The 18,153-nt window shown below is 75.5% G+C and carries 8 protein-coding genes; all 8 read right to left on the bottom strand.

Annotated elements, in window-relative coordinates:
• Positions 1-55: 55 nt before the first annotated feature.
• The 8 genes from ACF073_RS22475 to ACF073_RS22440 all read right to left on the bottom strand — a co-directional run bounded on the left by ACF073_RS22475 (position 56) and on the right by ACF073_RS22440 (position 18,139).
• Positions 56-10,759, bottom strand: a complete 10,704-nt coding sequence (locus ACF073_RS22475; RefSeq protein WP_392072593.1) for an SDR family NAD(P)-dependent oxidoreductase — start codon at positions 10,757-10,759, stop codon at positions 56-58.
• A gap of 124 nt (positions 10,760-10,883) precedes the next feature.
• Entirely contained in the window at positions 10,884-12,131 is a 1,248-nt protein-coding gene (locus ACF073_RS22470; protein WP_392072591.1) for a methylaspartate mutase, read from the bottom strand.
• Entirely contained in the window at positions 12,128-12,565 is a 438-nt protein-coding gene (locus tag ACF073_RS22465; RefSeq protein ID WP_392072589.1) for a cobalamin B12-binding domain-containing protein, read from the bottom strand. The genes ACF073_RS22470 and ACF073_RS22465 overlap by 4 nt, the downstream gene beginning before the upstream one ends.
• A 14-nt stretch (positions 12,566-12,579) precedes the next feature.
• Positions 12,580-13,818 carry a type III PLP-dependent enzyme gene (locus ACF073_RS22460; protein WP_392072587.1) on the bottom strand — a complete coding sequence of 413 codons (1,239 nt, stop codon included), beginning with the start codon at positions 13,816-13,818 and terminating at the stop codon, positions 12,580-12,582.
• Positions 13,815-15,341: a class I adenylate-forming enzyme family protein gene (locus tag ACF073_RS22455; protein ID WP_392072585.1), complete on the bottom strand. Its 1,527-nt coding sequence runs from the start codon at positions 15,339-15,341 to the stop codon at positions 13,815-13,817. Before ACF073_RS22455 ends, ACF073_RS22460 begins: the two co-directional genes overlap by 4 nt.
• Positions 15,338-16,900, bottom strand: coding sequence for an amino acid adenylation domain-containing protein (locus tag ACF073_RS22450; protein ID WP_392073151.1), 1,563 nt, complete (start codon positions 16,898-16,900; stop codon positions 15,338-15,340). The genes ACF073_RS22455 and ACF073_RS22450 overlap by 4 nt, the downstream gene beginning before the upstream one ends.
• A gap of 25 nt (positions 16,901-16,925) precedes the next feature.
• Positions 16,926-17,177, bottom strand: a complete 252-nt coding sequence (locus ACF073_RS22445) for a phosphopantetheine-binding protein (RefSeq protein WP_392072582.1) — start codon at positions 17,175-17,177, stop codon at positions 16,926-16,928.
• Between the two features lie 26 nt (positions 17,178-17,203).
• Positions 17,204-18,139: an ACP S-malonyltransferase gene (locus ACF073_RS22440; RefSeq protein ID WP_392072580.1), complete on the bottom strand. Its 936-nt coding sequence runs from the start codon at positions 18,137-18,139 to the stop codon at positions 17,204-17,206.
• Positions 18,140-18,153: the final 14 nt, after the last annotated feature.

The raw sequence follows: 18,153 nt of genomic DNA, 5'->3' as shown, positions 1-18,153 counted from the left end.
CGGGGGGTTTCGCCCGGTGCCGGACGCGGCGCGTCGTCCGGCACCGGGGCGGGGGTCAGTGGTCGCCGCCGCGGTCGAGTGCGGCGCGCACCAGGTCGGCCACGCCCATGGACTTGATGTCCGCTGCCCGCTCGGCGGGGGCGGGCTCGGGGGCCGTTCCGGACAGCTTCAGCAGGCTGTCGAGGAGGCCGGCGTCCCGGATGCGGGCGACGGGGATGCGCGCGATCAGGGTGCGCAGCTCGTCGTCGTGCCGCCCGGCGCCGGGGTCGGGCTCCTCGGTGTCCGGCAGGAGCCGCTCCAGGAGGTGGGCGGCGAGCGCCGCCGGGGTGGCGTAGTCGAAGATCAGCGTGGAGGGCAGGCGCAGTCCGCTGACCGCGTTCAGCCGGTTGCGCAGTTCGACGGCGGCGAGCGAGTCGAAGCCCAGCTCGGTGAAGGCGCGGCGCGGCTCGACGGCGGCGGGCCCGGCGTGGCCGAGGACGGCGGCGACCTCGGTGCGGACCGCCTCCAGCACGGTGTGCTCGTGGTCGGCGGCGGGGAGTTCGGCCAGCCGGGCGCCCAGGGTGCGGGCGCGGTCGTCGCGGTCCGCGCGGCGGGTGACGCCGGCCAGGGTGCGCAGCACGGCCGGGAGGTCGTCGCCGCGCCTGCGCAGGGCCGCGGTGTCCAGCCGTACCGGGACCAGGGCGGGGCTGCCCGCTGCCACGGCGGCGTCGAACAGGTCGAGGCCCTCGTCCGGGTCGAGCGCGCCGATGCCGGAGCGTTCGATGCGCTGGACGTCGGCCGTGCCGAGGGCGGCGCCCATGCCGCCGCCGGACCACAGGCCCCAGGCGAGCGCGGTGGCGGGCAGGCCGAGACCGGCGCGATGGGCGGCCAGCGCGTCGAGGAAGGCGTTGGCGGCGGCGTAGTTGCCCTGGCCGGAGGCGTCGAGGGTGCCAGCGGCCGAGGAGAACAGGACGAAGTGGGACAGCTCGCGGTCCCGGGTCAGTTCGTGCAGATGCCAGGCGGCGTCCGCCTTGGGCCGCAGCACGGTGTCGAGCCGGGCCGGGGTCAGCGAGCCGATCAGGCCGTCGTCGAGGACACCGGCGGTGTGCACGACGCTGTCGACGGGGTGGGCGGTGAGCAGGGCGGCGAGGGCTGCGCGGTCGGAGACGTCGCAGGCGACGATCTCGGCCTCGGCGCCCAGGGCGGTGAGGTCCGCGCGCAGTCCGGCGGCGCCCGGCGCCCCGGGTCCCCGGCGGCCGGCCAGCACCAGGCGGGTGACGCCGTGCCGTGCGGCGAGGTGGCGGGCGACCAGGGCGCCGAGTCCGCCGGTGCCGCCGGTGACGAGGACGGTGCCCCAGGGGCGCCCGGCCGCGGCGGATCCGGCCTCCCCGGCGCGGACCAGACGGGGGGCGTGCGCCCGGCCGTCGCGCCACCGCACCTCCGGCTCGCCGGAGTCGAGGAGGGCGGCCAGCGCGGCCCGGTCCGGCACCGGAGCGTCCGGGCCGGCCCGTTCGACCAGCAGGATCCGGCCGGGTTCTTCTGCCTGGGCGGCCCGTACCAGGCCGCGGACGGCCGCGTCGGCGAGGCCGGGGCCGGTGAGGACCACGAGCACCGCGTCGGCGTACCGGCCGTCGGCCGACCATGCCCGCAGGGTCTCCAGGGTGCGGCCGAGGGTCTCGCGCACGGCGCCCGGCAGCCGCTCGCCCTCGGCGTGCGGGGCGGTCACCGGCAGGATGACCACGTCGGGCACGGTGGCGCCGAGCGCGTCGAGGGCGGCGTGCGCCGGGATGCCGAGGCCGAGGTCGTCCGCGCCGAGGACCGCCCAGGTACGGCGGTCGGGGCGCCCCGCGGCCTCGGGCAGCGGTTCGTCGGTGACGGCGTACAGGTGGCGGCGCTGCCGGGTGAGCCGGTCGGCGGTGACGGGGCGGGTGACGTACGACGCCACGGTGGCGAGGGGCCGGCCCTCGGTGTCCGCGAGTTCGATACGGGTGCCGTCGGTACCGGGGGTGACGCGGACCCGGGCGGTGAGGGAGCCCTGGGCGTGCAGGGCGACTCCGGTCCAGGCGAACGGAAGGGCGATGCCCTCGGGCCGGTCGCCGGGCGCCGCCTCGCCGTCCAGGAGGGACGTGGCGTGCAGGGCGGAGTCCAGCAGCGCCGGGTGCAGCGCGTGCCGGGCGGCGTCCTGGTGTGCGCTCGCGGGCAGTTCGAGTTCGGCGAGCAGGGTGTCGCCGTGCCGCCAGGCGGCCCGTACGCCCTGGAAGACCGGGCCGTAGTCGTAGCCGTCCGCGTGCAGGCCCGGATAGAGGCCGGTGACGTCGAGCGGGGTGGCGCCGGGCGGTGGCCAGGCGCCGGTCGCGGTCGGCGGCGCGGTCGCGGGGCCGGTGAGGGTGCCGCTGGCGTGCCGGGTCCAGCCCTCGTCGGCGGGGGCGTTCTCGGCGCGGGAGTGGATCTCGACGCTGCCGTCGGGCCGGGCGGCGACCTGGAGGCGTACGGCGGTGTCGGCGGGGAGCACCAGCGGGGCCTGGAGGGTCAGTTCGTCCAGGACGGGGTGCCCGGTCAGCCGGCCCGCGTGCAGGGCGAGGTCGACCAGGGCGGCACCGGGCACCAGGACCGTGCCCAGCACGGCGTGCTCGGCGAGGACCGGGTGGGTGGCGGTGGAGATCCGGCCGGTGAGCAGCAGGCCGGCGTCGCCCGGCAGGTCGAGCTGGGCGCTGACCAGCGGGTGGTCGGCGGCGGCGAGCCCGTGCCCGGCGGCGTCGCCGGCGGTGACGGCGGGCGTGGGGAGCCAGTACCGGCGGTGGTCGAAGGCGTAGGTGGGCAGTTCGACCCGGTTGCCGTGGTACGTCGCGTAGAGCTTCGCCCAGTCGACGTCCGCGCCCCGGGTGTGCACGGCGGCCAGGGCGGCGAGCAGGCCGGGCAGCTGGGGGAGGTCCTTGCGGGCGGTGGGGACGAAGGCGGTGTCCTCGGCGTCCGGCAGGCAGTCGGGGCCGAGGGCGGTGAGCACCGGCGCGGCGCCGAGTTCCAGGAAGGTGTCGGCGCCCTTCGCGGCCAGTGTGGCGACGGCGTCGGCGAAGCGCACGGTCTCGCGCACATGGCGTACCCAGTAGTCGGCGGAGCCGAGTTCGGCCGCGGTGGCGGGGGCGCCGGTGAGGGTGGAGACGAGGGGCACGGCCGGCTGCGCCGCCGGGATGCCCCGCACGACCTCCCGGAACTCCGCGAGCATCGGCTCCATGCGGGGCGAGTGGAAGGCGTGGGAGACGCGCAGCCTGCGGCTGGTCGCGAAGTGCGCGGCGATCTCGGTGACGGCGTCCTCGTCGCCGGAGACGACCACGGCACGGGGGCCGTTGACGGCGGCGATCCCGCACCGCCCGTCCAGCAGCGGCGCCACCTCCTCCTCCGACGCCTGTACGGCGATCATCGCGCCGCCCTCGGGGAGTGCCTGCATGAGCCGGCCCCGGGCGGCGACCGCGGTGACGGCGTCCTGGAGCGACCAGACGCCGGCGACGTGCGCGGCGGCGAACTCGCCGACGGAGTGCCCGGCCAGCCAGTCCGGGCGCAGCCCGAAGGACTCCAGCAGGCGGTAGAGCGCGACCTGGGTGGTGAACAGGGCGGCCTGGGTGTAGGCGGTCCGCTCCAGGGTCTCGGCGTCGTCGCCGAGGACGACCCCGGCGAGGGGCAGTTCCAGGTGCTTGTCGAAGAGCGCGGCCACGCGGTCGAAGTGCTCGGCGTAGACGGGGAAGGCGTCGTACCAGTCGCGGCCCATCCCGGGCCGCTGGGCACCCTGGCCGGAGAACAGGTAGGCCAGGGTGCCGTCGGTGGCGGAACCGGTGACGAGCAGTCCCGGTGCCTGCGTGCCGCGGGCCAGGGCGTCCAGCGCGGTGGCGGCCTGGTCGTCGCCGGTCGCGAGGAGGACGGCGCGGTGGGCGTGGGTGCCGCGGGTGGTGGCCAGGGCGAGGCCGAGGTCGGCGGGGGCGGTGCCGGTCAGCTCCAGCAGGCGCCCGGCCTGGCCGCGCAGGGCCTCGGGCGAGCGGGCGGAGAGGGGGAGCGCGAGCACGGGCGGGGCGGTGGCGGGGTCCGCCGCCGGGGGCTCGGGCTCGGTGAACTCCTCCAGGATCACATGGGCGTTGGTGCCGCTGATCCCGAAGGAGGACACACCGGCGCGGCGCGGCCGGTCCGCCGGCCGCCACGGGCGCCCCTCGGTGAGCAGTTCCACGGCGCCTGCGCTCCAGTCGACCTGGTCGGACGGCGTGTCGACGTGCAGGGTCCGCGGCAGCACCCCGTTGCGCATCGCCATCACCATCTTGATGACACCGGCGACGCCGGCGGCGGCCTGGGTGTGTCCCATGTTCGACTTGATCGAGCCCAGCCACAGCGGGCTGTCCTCGGTGTGCTCGGCGCCGTAGGTGGCCAGCAGTGCCTGCGCCTCGATCGGGTCGCCCAGCGTCGTGCCGGTGCCGTGCGCCTCGACGGCGTCGACGTCGGCGGCGGTGAGGCCGGCGGCGGCCAGCGCGGCGCGGATGACGCGCTGCTGGGAGGGGCCGTTGGGGGCGGTCAGTCCGTTGGAGGCGCCGTCGGAGTTGACGGCGGAGCCGCGGACCAGCGCGAGCACGCGGTGGCCGTTGCGGCGGGCGTCGGAGAGGCGTTCCACGACGATCATGCCGGCGCCCTCGCCCCAGCCGGTGCCGTCGGCGGCGGCGGCGAAGGACTTGCAGCGGCCGTCGGCGGCGAGACCGCGCTGCCGGGCGAAGTCGACGAAGGTGTCCGGTGTCGACATGACGGTGACGCCGCCGACCAGGGCGAGATCGCACTCGCCCTGCCGCAGGGCCTGGGCCGCCAGGTGCAGGGTGACCAGTGAGGAGGAGCAGGCGGTGTCGACGGTGACGGCGGGGCCTTCCAGGCCGAGGGCGTAGGCGACGCGGCCCGAGACGACGCTGCCGAGGCTGCCGTTGCCGAGGTAGGCGGCGAGGTCCTCGGGCACCTCGGCGAGCCAGCTGCCGTAGTCGTGGTACATGACGCCCGCGAACACGCCGGTGCGGGAGCCGCGCAGGCGGTGCGGGTCGATGGCGGAGCGTTCCAGCGCCTCCCAGGACGTCTCCAGGAGCAGCCGCTGCTGCGGGTCCATGGCGGTGGCCTCGCGGGGGCTGATGCCGAAGAAGCCTGCGTCGAACTCGGCGGCGTCGTAGAGGAAGGCGCCCTCGCGGGTGTAGGTGCGGCCGGGGGTGCCCGGCTCCGGGTCGTAGAGCGCGTCGGTGTCCCAGCCGCGGTCCGCCGGGAAGTCCCCGACCGCGTCGACGCCGTCGGCGACGAGCCGCCACAGGTCCTCCGGGGAGCGCACGCCGCCGGGGTAGCGGCAGCTCATGCCGACGATGACGATCGGGTCGTCGTCGGCCGCGGTGCGCGGGGCGGGGGCGGCGGTCCGCTGCTCGCCGGTGCCGAAGAGGGTGTCGCGGACGTGGTCGGCGAGGGCGCGGGAGGTGGGGTGGTCGAAGACGAGGGTGGCGGGCAGCCGCAGCCCGGTGGCGGTGTTCAGCCGGTTGCGCAGCTCCACGGCGGCCAGCGAGTCGAAGCCGAGGTCGGTGAAGGCCCGGCCGGGGTCGACGGCGGACGGACCGTCGTGCCGGAGCACGGCGGCCACCTCGGTGCGCACCAGGTCGAGCAGGGCGCGGTCGCGGTCGGCGGCGGGCAGCGCGGCCAGCTGTCCTTCGGCGGACGCGGCGGGGGCGGTGTGCGCGGCGGCCCGGCGGGTGACCGGGCGGACCAGGGCGGTCAGCAGCGGCGGTATGCCGTCGGGGCGGCGGCGTACGGCGGCGGCGTCGATCTCCACGGGCACCAGGTGGGGTGCGCCGGAGCGGAGGGCGGCGTCGAACAGCTCCAGGGAGCGCGCGGCGGACAGGCCGGGGACGCCGTGGGCGGCGATGCGTTCCAGGGCCGCCTCGTCCAGGGCCGCGCCCATGCCGCTGTCGGTGGCCCACAGGCCCCAGGCGAGCGCGGTGGCCGGCAGGCCGAGGGCGGCACGGTGGGCGGCGAGGGCGTCGAGATAGGCGTTGGCGGCGGCGTAGTTGGCCTGGCCGGGCCCGTCGAGGACGGCGGCGAGGGAGGAGAAGAGCACGAAGTGGGCGAGGTCGCGGCCCCGGGTCAGTTCGTGCAGGTGCCAGGCGCCGAGCGCCTTGGCGTGGAAGACCTCGTCCACCATGGCGTCGGTCAGGGTGTCCACGATGCCGTCGCGGACGGTGCCCGCGGCGTGCACGACGGAGTCGACGGGGTGCGCGTCGAGCAGGCGCCGCAGGGCCTCGCGGTCGCCGACGTCGCAGGCGGCCACGGTCACCTCGGCGCCCAGCGCGGTGAGTTCGGCGCTCAGCTCGGGCGCCGTGCCCCGGCGGCCGGCGAGCAGCAGGCGGCGTACGCCGTGGGCGCGGACCAGGTGCCGGGCGAGCAGGGCGCCGAGGCCGCCGGTGCCGCCGGTGACGAGAACGGTGCCCCAGTCGGCGGCCGGCGCGTCCCCGGCGGGCTGCGCGGTCAGCCGGGGCACGCCGAACCGGTCGTCGGCGAGGGAGAGTTCGGGTTCGCCGGTGGCGAGGATCCGGCGCAGGTCGGCCTCGGTGGGCAGCGTCTCGTGCTCGACGAGGACGTACCGGCCGGGGTTCTCGGCCTGGGCGGAGCGGACCAGTCCCCGGACGGCCGCGTGGGCGGGGCTGTCGGGCGGGGTGACGAGGACCAGCCGGGTGCCGGCCAGGCGGCCGTCCGTCTGCCAGGTGCGCAGCAGCCGCAGGACGTCCTGGACATGGGCGCGGGCCGCCGCGGCGTCGGCGTCGGCCGGGCCGGGCACCCGGTGGACGACGGCGTCGGGGGCGGGGCCTTCGAGCAGGGCGTCGACGGAGTCCGCGAGGACGGCGGTGCGCAGGGGTGCGGTGGTCGCCGGTCGGGGGTACGGCGACCACCGCACCGCGTACAGGACATCGCTGTCCGGTACGGGACGGGAGGTCAGGGCCTCGATGTCGGCCACCGGGGCGCCGGTGGCGTCGGCGAGGTGCAGGGCGATGGTGTCGCCGCCGGCGCGGGTGATCTTCACGCGGAGGGCGGCGGCGCCGGTGGCGTGCAGGGTGACGCCGGTCCAGGCGAACGGCACCAGCACCTCGGCGCGTGGCGGGGCGTCGAGGTCGGCGGCGTGCAGCGCGGCGTCCAGCAGCGCGGGGTGCAGTCCGAAGCCGGCCGCGCCGGCGGCGGCGTCCTCGGGCAGGGCGACCTCGGCGTAGACGTCGTCGCCGTGCCGCCAGGCGGCGCGCAGACCCTGGAAGGCGGGGCCGTAGCCATAGCCCTGGCCGGCGAGGTCGGCGTAGACGCGCGCGGTGTCGAGCGGCCGGGCGTCCGGCGGCGGCCATCGGGTCAGGCCGGCCGCGGCCGGGGCCGCCGCCGTGCCGAGGGTGCCGGCGGCGTGCTGGGTCCAGGGGTCCGCCTCGTCTGCGCGGGTGTGGACGGTGACGGCGCGGCGTCCGGTGTCGTCGGGTTCGCCCACGGCGACCTGGACGGCGACGTCCTCGTCGGCGCGCAGCACCAGCGGGGCGCCGAGGGTCAGCTCCTCCAGGGTGCCCGCGCCGACGTGGTCGCCGGCCCGCAGGGCGAGTTCGACGAAGGCGGTGCCGGGGAACAGCACCCGCCCGGCGATGACGTGGTCGGCGAGCCAGGGCTGGGTCCGGGTGGAGAGCCGCCCGGTCAGGACGACGCCCTCGGCGCCGACGGCGACCACGGCGCCCAGCAGGGGGTGGCCGGCGGGGAGCTGGCCGAGGCCCGTCGCGTCGGTGCCGGTGCGCTGCTCCAGCCAGAACCGGCGCCGCTGGAAGGGGTAGCCGGGCACGTCGACACGGCGTCCGCCCAGCGGGGCGAAGTGCCGCCGCCAGTCGACGGGGACGCCCCGGGCGTGGGCGGCGGCGAGCGCGGCGAGGGCCTCGCGCGCCTCGGGCCGCTCGCGCCGCAGCACCGGCAGGAAGGCGGTGCCGGGTGCGTCGGTGCAGTCGGGGCCCATGGCGGACAGCACCGCGTCGGGGCCGATCTCCAGGAACGTCCGTACCCCGGTGTCGGCGAGTGCGCGGACGGCGTCGTGGAAGCGGACCCGGGCGCGGACGTGCTCCACCCAGTACTCGGGGTCGCACAGCTCGGAGGTGACGGGGGCGCCGGTGACGGTCGAGACCACCGGCAGCCTCGGCTCGGCGTAGTCCAGGACGTGTGCCACCCGCCGGAACTCGGCCAGCATCGGTTCCATCAGCGGCGAGTGGAAGGCGTGGCTGACCTTGAGGCGCTTGGTGTCGTGGCCGCGCGCGGCGAGTGCGGCGGCGACGGCCCGCACGTCGGCCTCGTCGCCGGAGACCACGACGGCGGCGGGCCCGTTGACGGCGGCGATGCCGGTGCGCGGGGTGAGCAGCGGCGCCACCTCGTCCTCGGTGGCGCGTACGGCGACCATGGCCCCGCCCTCGGGGAGCCGCTGCATGAGCCGGCCGCGGGCGGCGACGAGGATCGTCGCGTCCTGGAGGGTGAGGACACCGGCGACGTGCGCGGCGGCGATCTCGCCGACCGAGTGCCCGGCGAGCTGGTCCGGCGCGAGGCCCCAGCTCTCCAGGAGGCGGTGCAGGGCGGTCTCCACGGCGAACAGGGCGGGCTGCGCGTACTCGGTACGGTGCAGCAGCCCGTCCTCGGGGCTGCCGGGTTCGGCCCACAGGACGTCGCGCAGCGGCCGGGCGAGCTGGAGGTCGAAGTGGGCGCAGACCTCGTCCAGGGCGTCGGCGAACACCGGGTACGCGGCGGCGAGTTCGCGGCCCATGCCGATGCGCTGGCTGCCCTGCCCGGTGAACAGGTAGCCGAGGTCGCCGTCGCCCCGCTCGCTCAGGGGTGCGGTGCCGGAGGCCAGGTCGTGCAGGGCCGCGGTCAGTTCGGCGCGGTCGGCGGCGACCAGGACGGCCCGGTCGGGCAGGGCGGCCCGGGTGGTGGCCAGCGTGTGGGCGAGGTCCAGCGGTTCGGCCTCGTCGGCCACGGCGAGCAGGTCGGCGGCGCGGGCCCGCAGGGCCGCCTCGCCGCGCGCGGACAGGGCGAAGGGCAGGGGTGTCCCGGCGGCCGGGGCCGGGCGGGGGTCCGCGGCGGGCGGCTCGGGCGCCGGCTGCTCCAGGATGACGTGCGCGTTGGTCCCGCTGACCCCGAACGACGACACGCCCGCCCGCCGGACCCGCCCGGTCTCGGGCCACGGACGCTGCTCGGTGACGAGCCGTACGGCCCCCGAGGACCAGTTGACGTGCGGGGTGGGCTCGTCGACGTGCAGCGTCGCCGGGATCCGGCCGTGCTCCATGGCGAGGATGGCCTTGATCATGCCGGCGACACCGGCGGCGGCCTGGGTGTGCCCCAGGTTGGACTTGACCGAGCCGAGCAGCAGCGGTGCGTCGGCGGGGCGGCCCTGGCCGTAGGTGGCGAGCAGCGCGGTGGCCTCGATGGGGTCGCCGAGCCGGGTGCCGGTGCCGTGCGCCTCGACCACATCGACGTCGGCGGCGGTGAGGCCGGCCTCGGCGAGGGCCCGGCGGATCAGGCGCTGCTGGGAGGTGCCGTTGGGCGCGGTCAGGCCGTTGGAGGCGCCGTCCTGGTTGACGGCGGTGCCGCGGACGACCGCGAGCACGCGGTGGCCGTTGCGGCGGGCGTCGCTCAGCCGCTCCAGGACGAGCACGCCGACGCCCTCGGCGAATCCGGTGCCGTCCGCGGCGGCGGCGAAGGCCTTGCAGCGCCCGTCGGGGGCGAGGCCCCGCTGCCGGCTGAAGGCGGTGAACACGCCGGGGCCGCCCATGACGGCCACCCCGCCGGCCAGGGCGAGCGAGGACTCGCCCTGGCGCAGCGAGCGGCAGGCCAGATGGACGGCTACCAGGGAGGCGGAGCAGGCGGTGTCGACGGTGACGGCCGGTCCCTCGGCGCCCAGGACGTAGGCGACGCGGCCGGAGATGACGCTGTTGGCGTTGCCCGCGAGCAGATAGGCGTCGAGGCCGTCCGGGGCGTCGTGCAGCCGGGGCCCGTACTCCTGTATCTCGGCGCCGAAGAACATGCCGGCCGGGGTGCCGCGCAGGCCCGTGGGGTCGATGCCGGCGTCCTCCAGGGCCTGCCAGGACGTCTCAAGGACGAGCCGCTGCTGCGGGTCCATGCCGAGGGCCTCGCGCGGGCTGATGCCGAAGAACTCGGCGTCGAACTCGGCGGCGGTGTCCAGGAATCCGCCGCTGCGGACGTAGGTGCTGCCGGGCACCTCGGGGTCCTCGTCGTAGAGGGCGTCCAGGTCCCAGCCGCGGTCCCGCGGGAAGCCCGAGAGGACCTCGCCGCCCTCGGTCAGCAGCCGCCACAGGCCGGCGGGCGAGGAGATCCCGCCGGGGAAGCGGCAGCCGATGCCGACGACGGCGATCGGTTCGCCGTCGGTGGCGTCACCGGCCGGCTCGGGGCGGTCGTCGGTCGTGCCGTGGACCTCGGCGAGCAGCCGGGCGGCCAGGTCGTGGACGGTCGGGCAGTCGTAGGCGAGGCCGACCGGCAGGTCGAGGCCGGTGTGCTCGGTCAGCCGCCGGTGCAGGTCGACGGCGGCCAGGGAGTCGAGTCCCTGCGCCGCGAACGGGGCGTCGGGGTCGAGCGCGTCCACCGTGCCCGGCCGGGCCGCCTCGATCGCCTCGGTCACGGCCGTGCGCACGAGTTCGGTCACCAGCCTGCGGTGCCGGGACGGTACGGCCGTGGCGAGCCGCCGTGCCAGAGCTGAATCGGATCCGGGCCCGTTCATCCACGCATCTCCACTTTCGGCCGACACCGGTTTTCCTCACCTTTTTCCACACCGTAGTGACGGCCCCCGAAAGGCCACACCCTTAAGCACCCCTAGGGGCGGCCACGTTCACCTGCCGTGCGCCCTAGGGGTCGTACCGGTCGAACGAACGGCGTACGTAGGACAGCGAGTCGAGCAGATCCGCGGAGGTGATGGCCCGGGCCGGGCGTATGTCGGCGATGCCGTGCAGCGGCATCTTTCCGATGTCCGACCAGCACAGCCGGCCGTCCGCGTCGATATAACTCCGGCTGAATCCGGCGTTGTCCGGATGCAGACAGTAGGGAACGTCGAGATGCCCCTCGGCGAAGGCCGTCAGCAACGCGGCGCCGAGGTCGTCGTCCAGCTCCAGCACCGCGTTCACCAGCGCCGACGCCTCGGCGTAGGTCTGGGTTCCGGTGCCGTCGAGCGGGGCGCGTGCCGTGCGCGCCGCGACCGCAGCCGCGTATTCGAGGGCGTCGACGTTCTCGGCCACCGTCGGAATGCGCCGGGATTCCGCCACGGTTTTCACGATGAGCCGCTCGGAGCCGCTGGCGACGGCGAGTTCGGCCGCTTTCCCGAGCAGCCGGTAGACGCCTTCCTCGGTTTCCGGAAACAGCCCCATGTACGCGTAGACGACGACATGCCAATCGGTGTCCGGCAGCAATCGCGCGCACAGACTGCGCAGTGCGGCCACCGCTTCGGCGTCCTGGCGCGGATCGGTCTGCTGGGCGTAACTCAGCGAAATGCTCCGGATGCCGTGCCGGTGGAAGAACACGGCCTCCAGCACGCTGACCGCGACGAGCAGGCTGGGCGGGCAGAGCTGGCCGAGGACGCAGCCGCCGAAGGTCTCCAGATGCGGTTCGGCGCCCGAGGCGCGCAGGGTGGCGAACAGTTCGCAGGAGGCGGCCCAGTGGGCGACGGAGTCCCGCAGCGGGACCCGGCCGTAGGGCAGGCAGTAGGAGACGGGACCGCCCTCGGAGGCGTCGAGGCCCACGGCCGTCAGCGCCCGGAAGATGTCCTGCGGGGCGGCCGAGCCGTGCCGGACCTGCACCGGGAAGCCGGGGCCGTGGATGCCGTCGAGCACTCGCAGGGTGGTGGTCCTGTCGTGGCTCACGATCGGGTAGCCGTTGAGGGCGACGCCCTCCAGGACGGCCAGTTTCGCCGACTCCAGGTCGCCGACCCTGGTGTAGCTGTCCAGGGTGATCGTGCCGACGGTGGTCGCGACGGCGTCCCGGGTGGCGAGCAGCCCGGCCCGCATCGAGTCCGGGCTGCTCATCCCCATCCGGGGCTGGACCACGAGGCGGCCGGCGTCGTGAGCCCGGCGCACGAACGCGCCGAACCCGACGCCGGTCACACCAGGGCCCGCTGCGGCAGCGTGCCGAGCATCCGCCGGAACGCGGCGACGCCCTCGGCGCTGTCGTCGAACACCGCGTCGTAACCGGCGGCGCGCAGCGCGGCGACCTCCTCGTCACCGCAGGGCCCGGCGATACCGAGCTTGCCGCCGATGACGGCGGGCACCGCGGCGAGTCCGGGGTGCTCGCGCAGCCGGGTGACGGTCCGCATGCCGTCGTGGTAGCCGTGGCCGTTGACGCTGCTGACCACGATGAGTGCCGGGCGGTGGGCCAGGGCCTCGGTGATGAGCAGGTCCTCGGGGACGCAGGGGCCGAGGTTGACCACGCGGTGCCCGTGCTCCTCGAGGAGCAGCTGGAGGTAGACGAGGTTCCAGGTGTGGGAGTCGGAGATGCCGCCGGCCACGAGCACGGGCTGATCGCCGGGGGCGGGGGTCATCGGGAAGGGGCTCATCACAGGGCCTGTCCGTGGTCGTAGGTTCGGGTGTGCCGGATGCGGGAGACGGAGACGAGGGTGTCGCCGCGGACGACGATCTCGGCGGGCGCCGGCCTGCCGAGGAACATCAGCAGACTGGCCGTGGGGCCGTAGGCGCCGGCGTTGGGGACGGTGAGCAGGTCGCCCGGTGCCGGGTCGGACAGCGGCACGTTCCGGCCGAGCAGGTCGCCCGGGGTGCACAGCGGCCCGGCGAGGTTCGCGGGTGTGCCGTCCGCGCCGACGGACTCGTACGGCTCCACGGTCACCGGCAGGATGCGGCCGAGACCCGACATGCCGCCGAAGGTGTTGATGCCGGCGTCCAGGACGACATAGCGGGTGTCGCGGCTGTCCTTGACGTTGACGACGGAGGTGAGCAGGGTGCCGCTGTCGGCGACCAGGTAGCGGCCCGACTCGCAGGCGATCCGCGGGGCGCCCTCGCGCCAGCCGGGGAAGTGCTCGTCCAGTGCCCCGGCGAGGGCGTCTCGCAGCTCGCCGTAGACCGGCCGCTGCCCCTGCACGGCGTACGGGGACGCGAATCCGCCGCCGATGTCGACGAAGCGGAACGTGGTGCCGAGGGCGTCCTGGAGGGCGGCGGCGGTGGCGATGGTGTGGCGGAACTCGGCGATGAGGCTCGCCTCGTCCTTGGCGTTGCTCAGCGGGAAGAAGTGCAGCCCGGCGATGGTGGTGCCGGGGACGGCTCGCAGGTCGGCGGCGAGGCCGGGCAGGGTCTCGCTGTCGAAGCCGAACTGCGAGGGCACGCCGGTCATCCGGATGCTGGTGGCGGCGGCGCCGGTGGCGTTGTTGACCCGGATCAGGCAGTCGGCGGTGAGGCCGAGCCGCAGCGCGCTCTCACCGACGCGGCGCAGGTCGCCGTAGGACTCCGTGGAGAACAGGCGGACGCCGCGGGTCAGCGCCTCGGTCAGCTCCTCGGTGGTCTTGCCGGGGCCCGTGTAGAGGATCCGGTCGCCGGGGAAGCCGGCCTGCAGGGCGGCGTCGAGTTCGCCGACGGAGCTGATCTCGGCGCGGCAGCCGCGGGCGGCGCCGGCGCGCAGCTCGCGCAGCAGCTCCGGGTGCGGGTTGGCCTTGGCGGCGTAGAACACCTCGACCCCGTCGGGCAGCGCGGCGAACAGGTCGTCGCGGGCCTTGGCCACCCGGTCCAGGTCGTAGACGTAGGACGGGGTGCCGAAGCGCTCGGCGAGTTCGGTGGGGCCGGTCACGGGGCGGTTCCTTCCAGGAGGCGGGCGAGCCGCTTGCGGTCGTGCTTGCCGTGCGGGGTCAGCGGCAGCTCGTCCACGACGCGGCTCACCCCGGGCACCTTGGCGGGTTCGAGGCGCAGCGAGAGCTCCTTGAGCAGGGTGTGCGGGTCGATGTCGCCCTCGGCGAACACCGCGAGGCCGCGGCCGGGGGCGGGCGGCAGGACGGCGGCGGCGCGGACGCCCGGGACGTCGGTGGCCGCGCTCTCGATCTCCGTGGTGCTCATGCGCACGCCCTTGTGCTTGAACATGTCGTCGCGACGGCCCTCGTAGTACAGGAAGCCGTCCTCGTCGACGTGGCCGAAGTCGCCGGTGTGCAGCCGCAGTCCGCCGTCGGGTGCGGTGCGGAAGGCGCGTGCGGTCTGTTCCGGTGCGCGCCAGTAGCCGGGCATGACGTGCGGGCCCTCGACCACGATCTCGCCGGTCTGCCAGGGCGGCAGCGCCCGGCCCTCCTCGTCCACGACGAAGGCCCGGGTGCCGGGCAGCGGGCGGCCCACCGAGTCGGGTTTGGCGTCCTGGTGGGCGGGCGGCAGCACGGAGACGCGCTTGCACTCGGTCTGCCCGAACTGGATGACCACCTCGGCACCGGGGAACGCGGTGCGCAGCCCGTCGGCGGTGGTCTTCGGCAGCGCGGCGCCGGTGTTGGTGAACATGCGCACCCGGGACTCCCGGCCGGGGTCGCGTTCGGCGAGGGCGACGATCATGGTGGCAAGGGACGGCACGATCGGGACGACCGTGGCGCCGGTCTCCCGGATCCGGCGCAGCAGCACGAGGTCGGACTCGCCGTCGGCGAGCACGAGTTCGCTGCGCCCCGCGGCGGTGAGCAGCACCTTGTACAGGCCGTAGTCCCAGGAGATGGGGAAGCGGCAGAACACCACGTCGTCGGGGCGGTAGCCGAGTTCCAGGTTGATGGCCTCGGTGGCGAAGACCATCCGGCCGTGCGGGCAGACGACCGCCTTGGGCGCGGCGGTCGATCCCGAGGTGTAGACGAGGACGGCGAGGTCCTCCGGGGCGACGTCGGCCCCGCCGGAGCGGGCGCCCCGCTCGCGCAGCGCGCCGATCTCGGGCCACACCTCGCCGAGGCCGAGGACCGGGACGCCCTCGGCGAGGGCGGTGATCCGGTCGACGGCGGGGTCGGTGACGACGACCAGCGAGGGTTCGGCGTTCTCGACGACCGCCCGCAGGTGGAAGTCCTTCATGCCGGTGTTGACGGGGACCAGCACGGCGCCGCGGCGCGCGGTGCCGTACATGAGCGCGACCAGTTCGCGGGTGCTGGGCAGCTGGACGAGCACCCGGTCGCCGTGGCCGATGCCGCGCGCCTGCAGCCAGGCGTCGACGGCGTGGCTGTGGGCGGCCAGTTCCCGGTAGGTCCAGCGGCCCGCGCCGTCGGCGACCGCCGGGGCGTCGGGGCGCTCGGCGGTGGCCTCGTCGAGCAGGTCGTGCACACGGGCGTCGGTGCGGGCCCGCGCTGTCGGTTGACCGTTCACTGCGACTCCTGCCGCCTTTCGTGTGTGCGTCCCGCGCCGGCGGACTGCCGCATGGCCGTGGCCCGGGAGGCGAGCTTCCTGCGGTCGGTCTTGCGGTTGGAGTTGAGCGGGAGCGCGTCCAGGTGGTGGTAGGCGCGCGGCACGACCGCGGCCGGCAGCAGCTCCCGCAGATGGCGGGCGAGCCGGGCGGGCGGTACGGGTTCGCCGGTGTGGAAGACGGCCAGCTCCACGGTGCCGTCCACGGGCGTCGCCACGGTCACGGCGTCCTCGACGCCCGGGCAGGTGCGCGCGGCGGCGTCCACCTCGGCCAGTTCCACCCGCACCCCGTGCACCTGGACCTGCGCGTCCTGGCGGCCCAGGTAGAGCCAGCCGCCGTCGCCGGCCCGGCGGACCCGGTCGCCGGTGCGGTAGAAGCGGCGGCCGGCGTGCTCCAGGAACCGTCCGGTGTCGTCGGCCGGGTCGAGGTAGCCGGGTGTCGACTGCGGTCCCGCGATGCACAGTTCGCCCTCGTCGTCGTCCGTGGGCGCACCGGAGGGGTCGAGCAGCAGCGTCTCGTGGCCGGCGTGCACGGCGCCGATGGGCACCATGTCGTTCAGGTACCGCCCCGGCGCCCAGCGGTGCGCGGTGACGGTGATGGTCAGTTCGGTCGGGCCGTACAGGTTCTCCAGCGTCGCGCCCGGCGCGGCGGCGGCCCAGTCCTCGGCGTCCTTGCAGCTGAGCGCCTCCCCCGCGAAGAAGCTCCACCGCAGCGACGGCAGCGCGCCCGGCGCGAGTTGGCCGGTGCGGCGCACCAGGGTGATCGCGCTGGGCGTGGCGAACCACACCGTCATGCCGTGCTCGGCCATGAACTCCGGCAGCCGCGCGTACGCCCGGGCGGGCAGGGGGACGAGGGCGGCGCCGGCGCCCCAGGCGCAGAACAGGTCGAACATCGCGCAGTCGAAGTTGAGGTCGAAGGTCTGCGAGAAGACGTCGTGCGGACCGAAGTCGTAGCGCTCGTCCAGCAGTCCGAAGTAGTGCGCGGTGTTGGCGTGGGTGACCGGCACGCCCTTGGGCCGGCCGGTGGAGCCCGAGGTGAACAGCACGTAGGCGGTGTCGGAGGGCCGGGCGGGCATGGGGGACTTCAGCGCGCTGTCCGTGTCGACGGCGAGCGCCGGCATGGGCTGGCCGCCGGGCGCGAACAGCGTCGGCAGGGTGACGCCTTCCGCGTGCAGGGCGGTCAGGGCGGGCAGGGCGTCGTCGTCGGCGAGCAGCGCGCCGGCCCCGGCGGCCTCGATCATCTGCCGGGTGCGGGCGGCGGGGAAGGCCGGCTGGAGCGGGACGACGGTGACGCCGCTGTACAGGCCGGCCAGCAGGGCCGCGTACGCCGTGGTTCCCTTGCCGGCCAGGACGCCCACGGCGGGCGGCTGGTCGGGGAGGCCGGCCAGCAGCGAGCCGGCCAGGACCAGGGCGCGTTCGTGCAGTTCGCGGTAGGTGGTGTCGACGCCGTCGACGCGCAGCGCGGGCCGGTCGGGGGCGAGGGCCAGCCCGCGCAGGAACCGGCCGGAGAGCGTGCCCTCCATGGTGGGGTCCACGGTGGCCGCCCCGTCAGCTCGCGGCGCTCTGCAGCATGCTCTGCACGGTGTCCCAGAGCACGCCGGCGGTGCGGAAGGTGTCCATGGTGAGCGCGCTGTCGCGGAAGCGGACCTGGTAGGCGTCCTCCAGTGTGCCCAGGAGCTGGACCGTGCCGAGCGAGTCGAGGCCCAGGTCCTTCAGCTCGGTCTCGGGCGTCAGCTCCTCGTGCGGCGGGAGGAACGGCAGGAAGGGGCGGAGTATCTGGTCGAACTGGTCGTCCCACATGGGGGCCTCCAACGAGTCGGGCGGGGTCAGGCGGCGCGGGTACGGCGCCGGGGGGTCATCGCCAGCCGCGGCGGTGCGGCGACGACGTCGAAGTTGCGGGTCGCGCAGGGCACCCGGCCGAAGAGGCTGTCCGGTCCGGCGACGCACAGGCGGCGGACGCCGGCCTCCTTGAGGGCCGTGGTGACGCTCGGCCAGTTCATCGGGTGGTCGAAGCCGTCGAGCAGCATGGTGCGCAGTTCCTCGCCGGTGTGCAGCAGCCTGCCGTCCTGGTCGGCGACGACGGGCAGCTTCGGGTCGGCGAAGGAGTAGCGGGAGACCACCTCGCGTTCGGCCTTGTCGCGCAGCGAGCGGAACGCGGAGGCGTGCATGGGGGGCCGCATGGTGTAGAGCGGGAGGCTGCCGATGGCGCGCAGCCGCTCCTCCAGCCACTCCACCCGGTGCTCGGAGAGGGAGACCATGTAGAAGCCGTCGTCGATGTGGCAGGAGATCTCGTGCCACTCCCCCGCCCCGGCCAGCTCGGCGAGGATCTCGTCGAGCCCTTCGCGCGGGGCGCGGACGAAGGAGAGGGTGACGATGTCCCGGTGTTCCTCGGCGAAGTACTCCTCGAGGCAGCGGGCGATCTCGGCGGTCAGCCGCACCGCGTCGGGCAGTTCGAGGGCGCCGGTGTAGGCGAGGGCGGCCTTCTCGCCGAAGCTGGGGCCGGCGACGATGTCGGGTTCGACGCCGAGGTGCTCGCGGGCCCAGTGGGCGCAGGCCAGGCAGTTGACGAAGAAGGCGACCTGGGCGGCCTGCGAGTAGTCGCCCGGTGAGGTCCTGAAGGCGTCCACGAGGGAGTAGCCGAGGGCCTCGTCGGCGACGGCGACCAGCTCGCGGGCGATGGGGTGGGCCACCATGAACCTGCCGGCCTCGGCGAACGGGACGGGTCCCATGCCGGGGAAGACGAGAGCGGTGTCGTGTGCCATGGCGGGATCCCCGC

It is taken from the genome of Streptomyces sp. NPDC015171, assembly GCF_043079545.1.
Taxonomy (GTDB): Bacteria; Actinomycetota; Actinomycetes; order Streptomycetales; family Streptomycetaceae; genus Streptomyces.
This window is presented reverse-complemented; position numbering and strand designations above follow the sequence as displayed.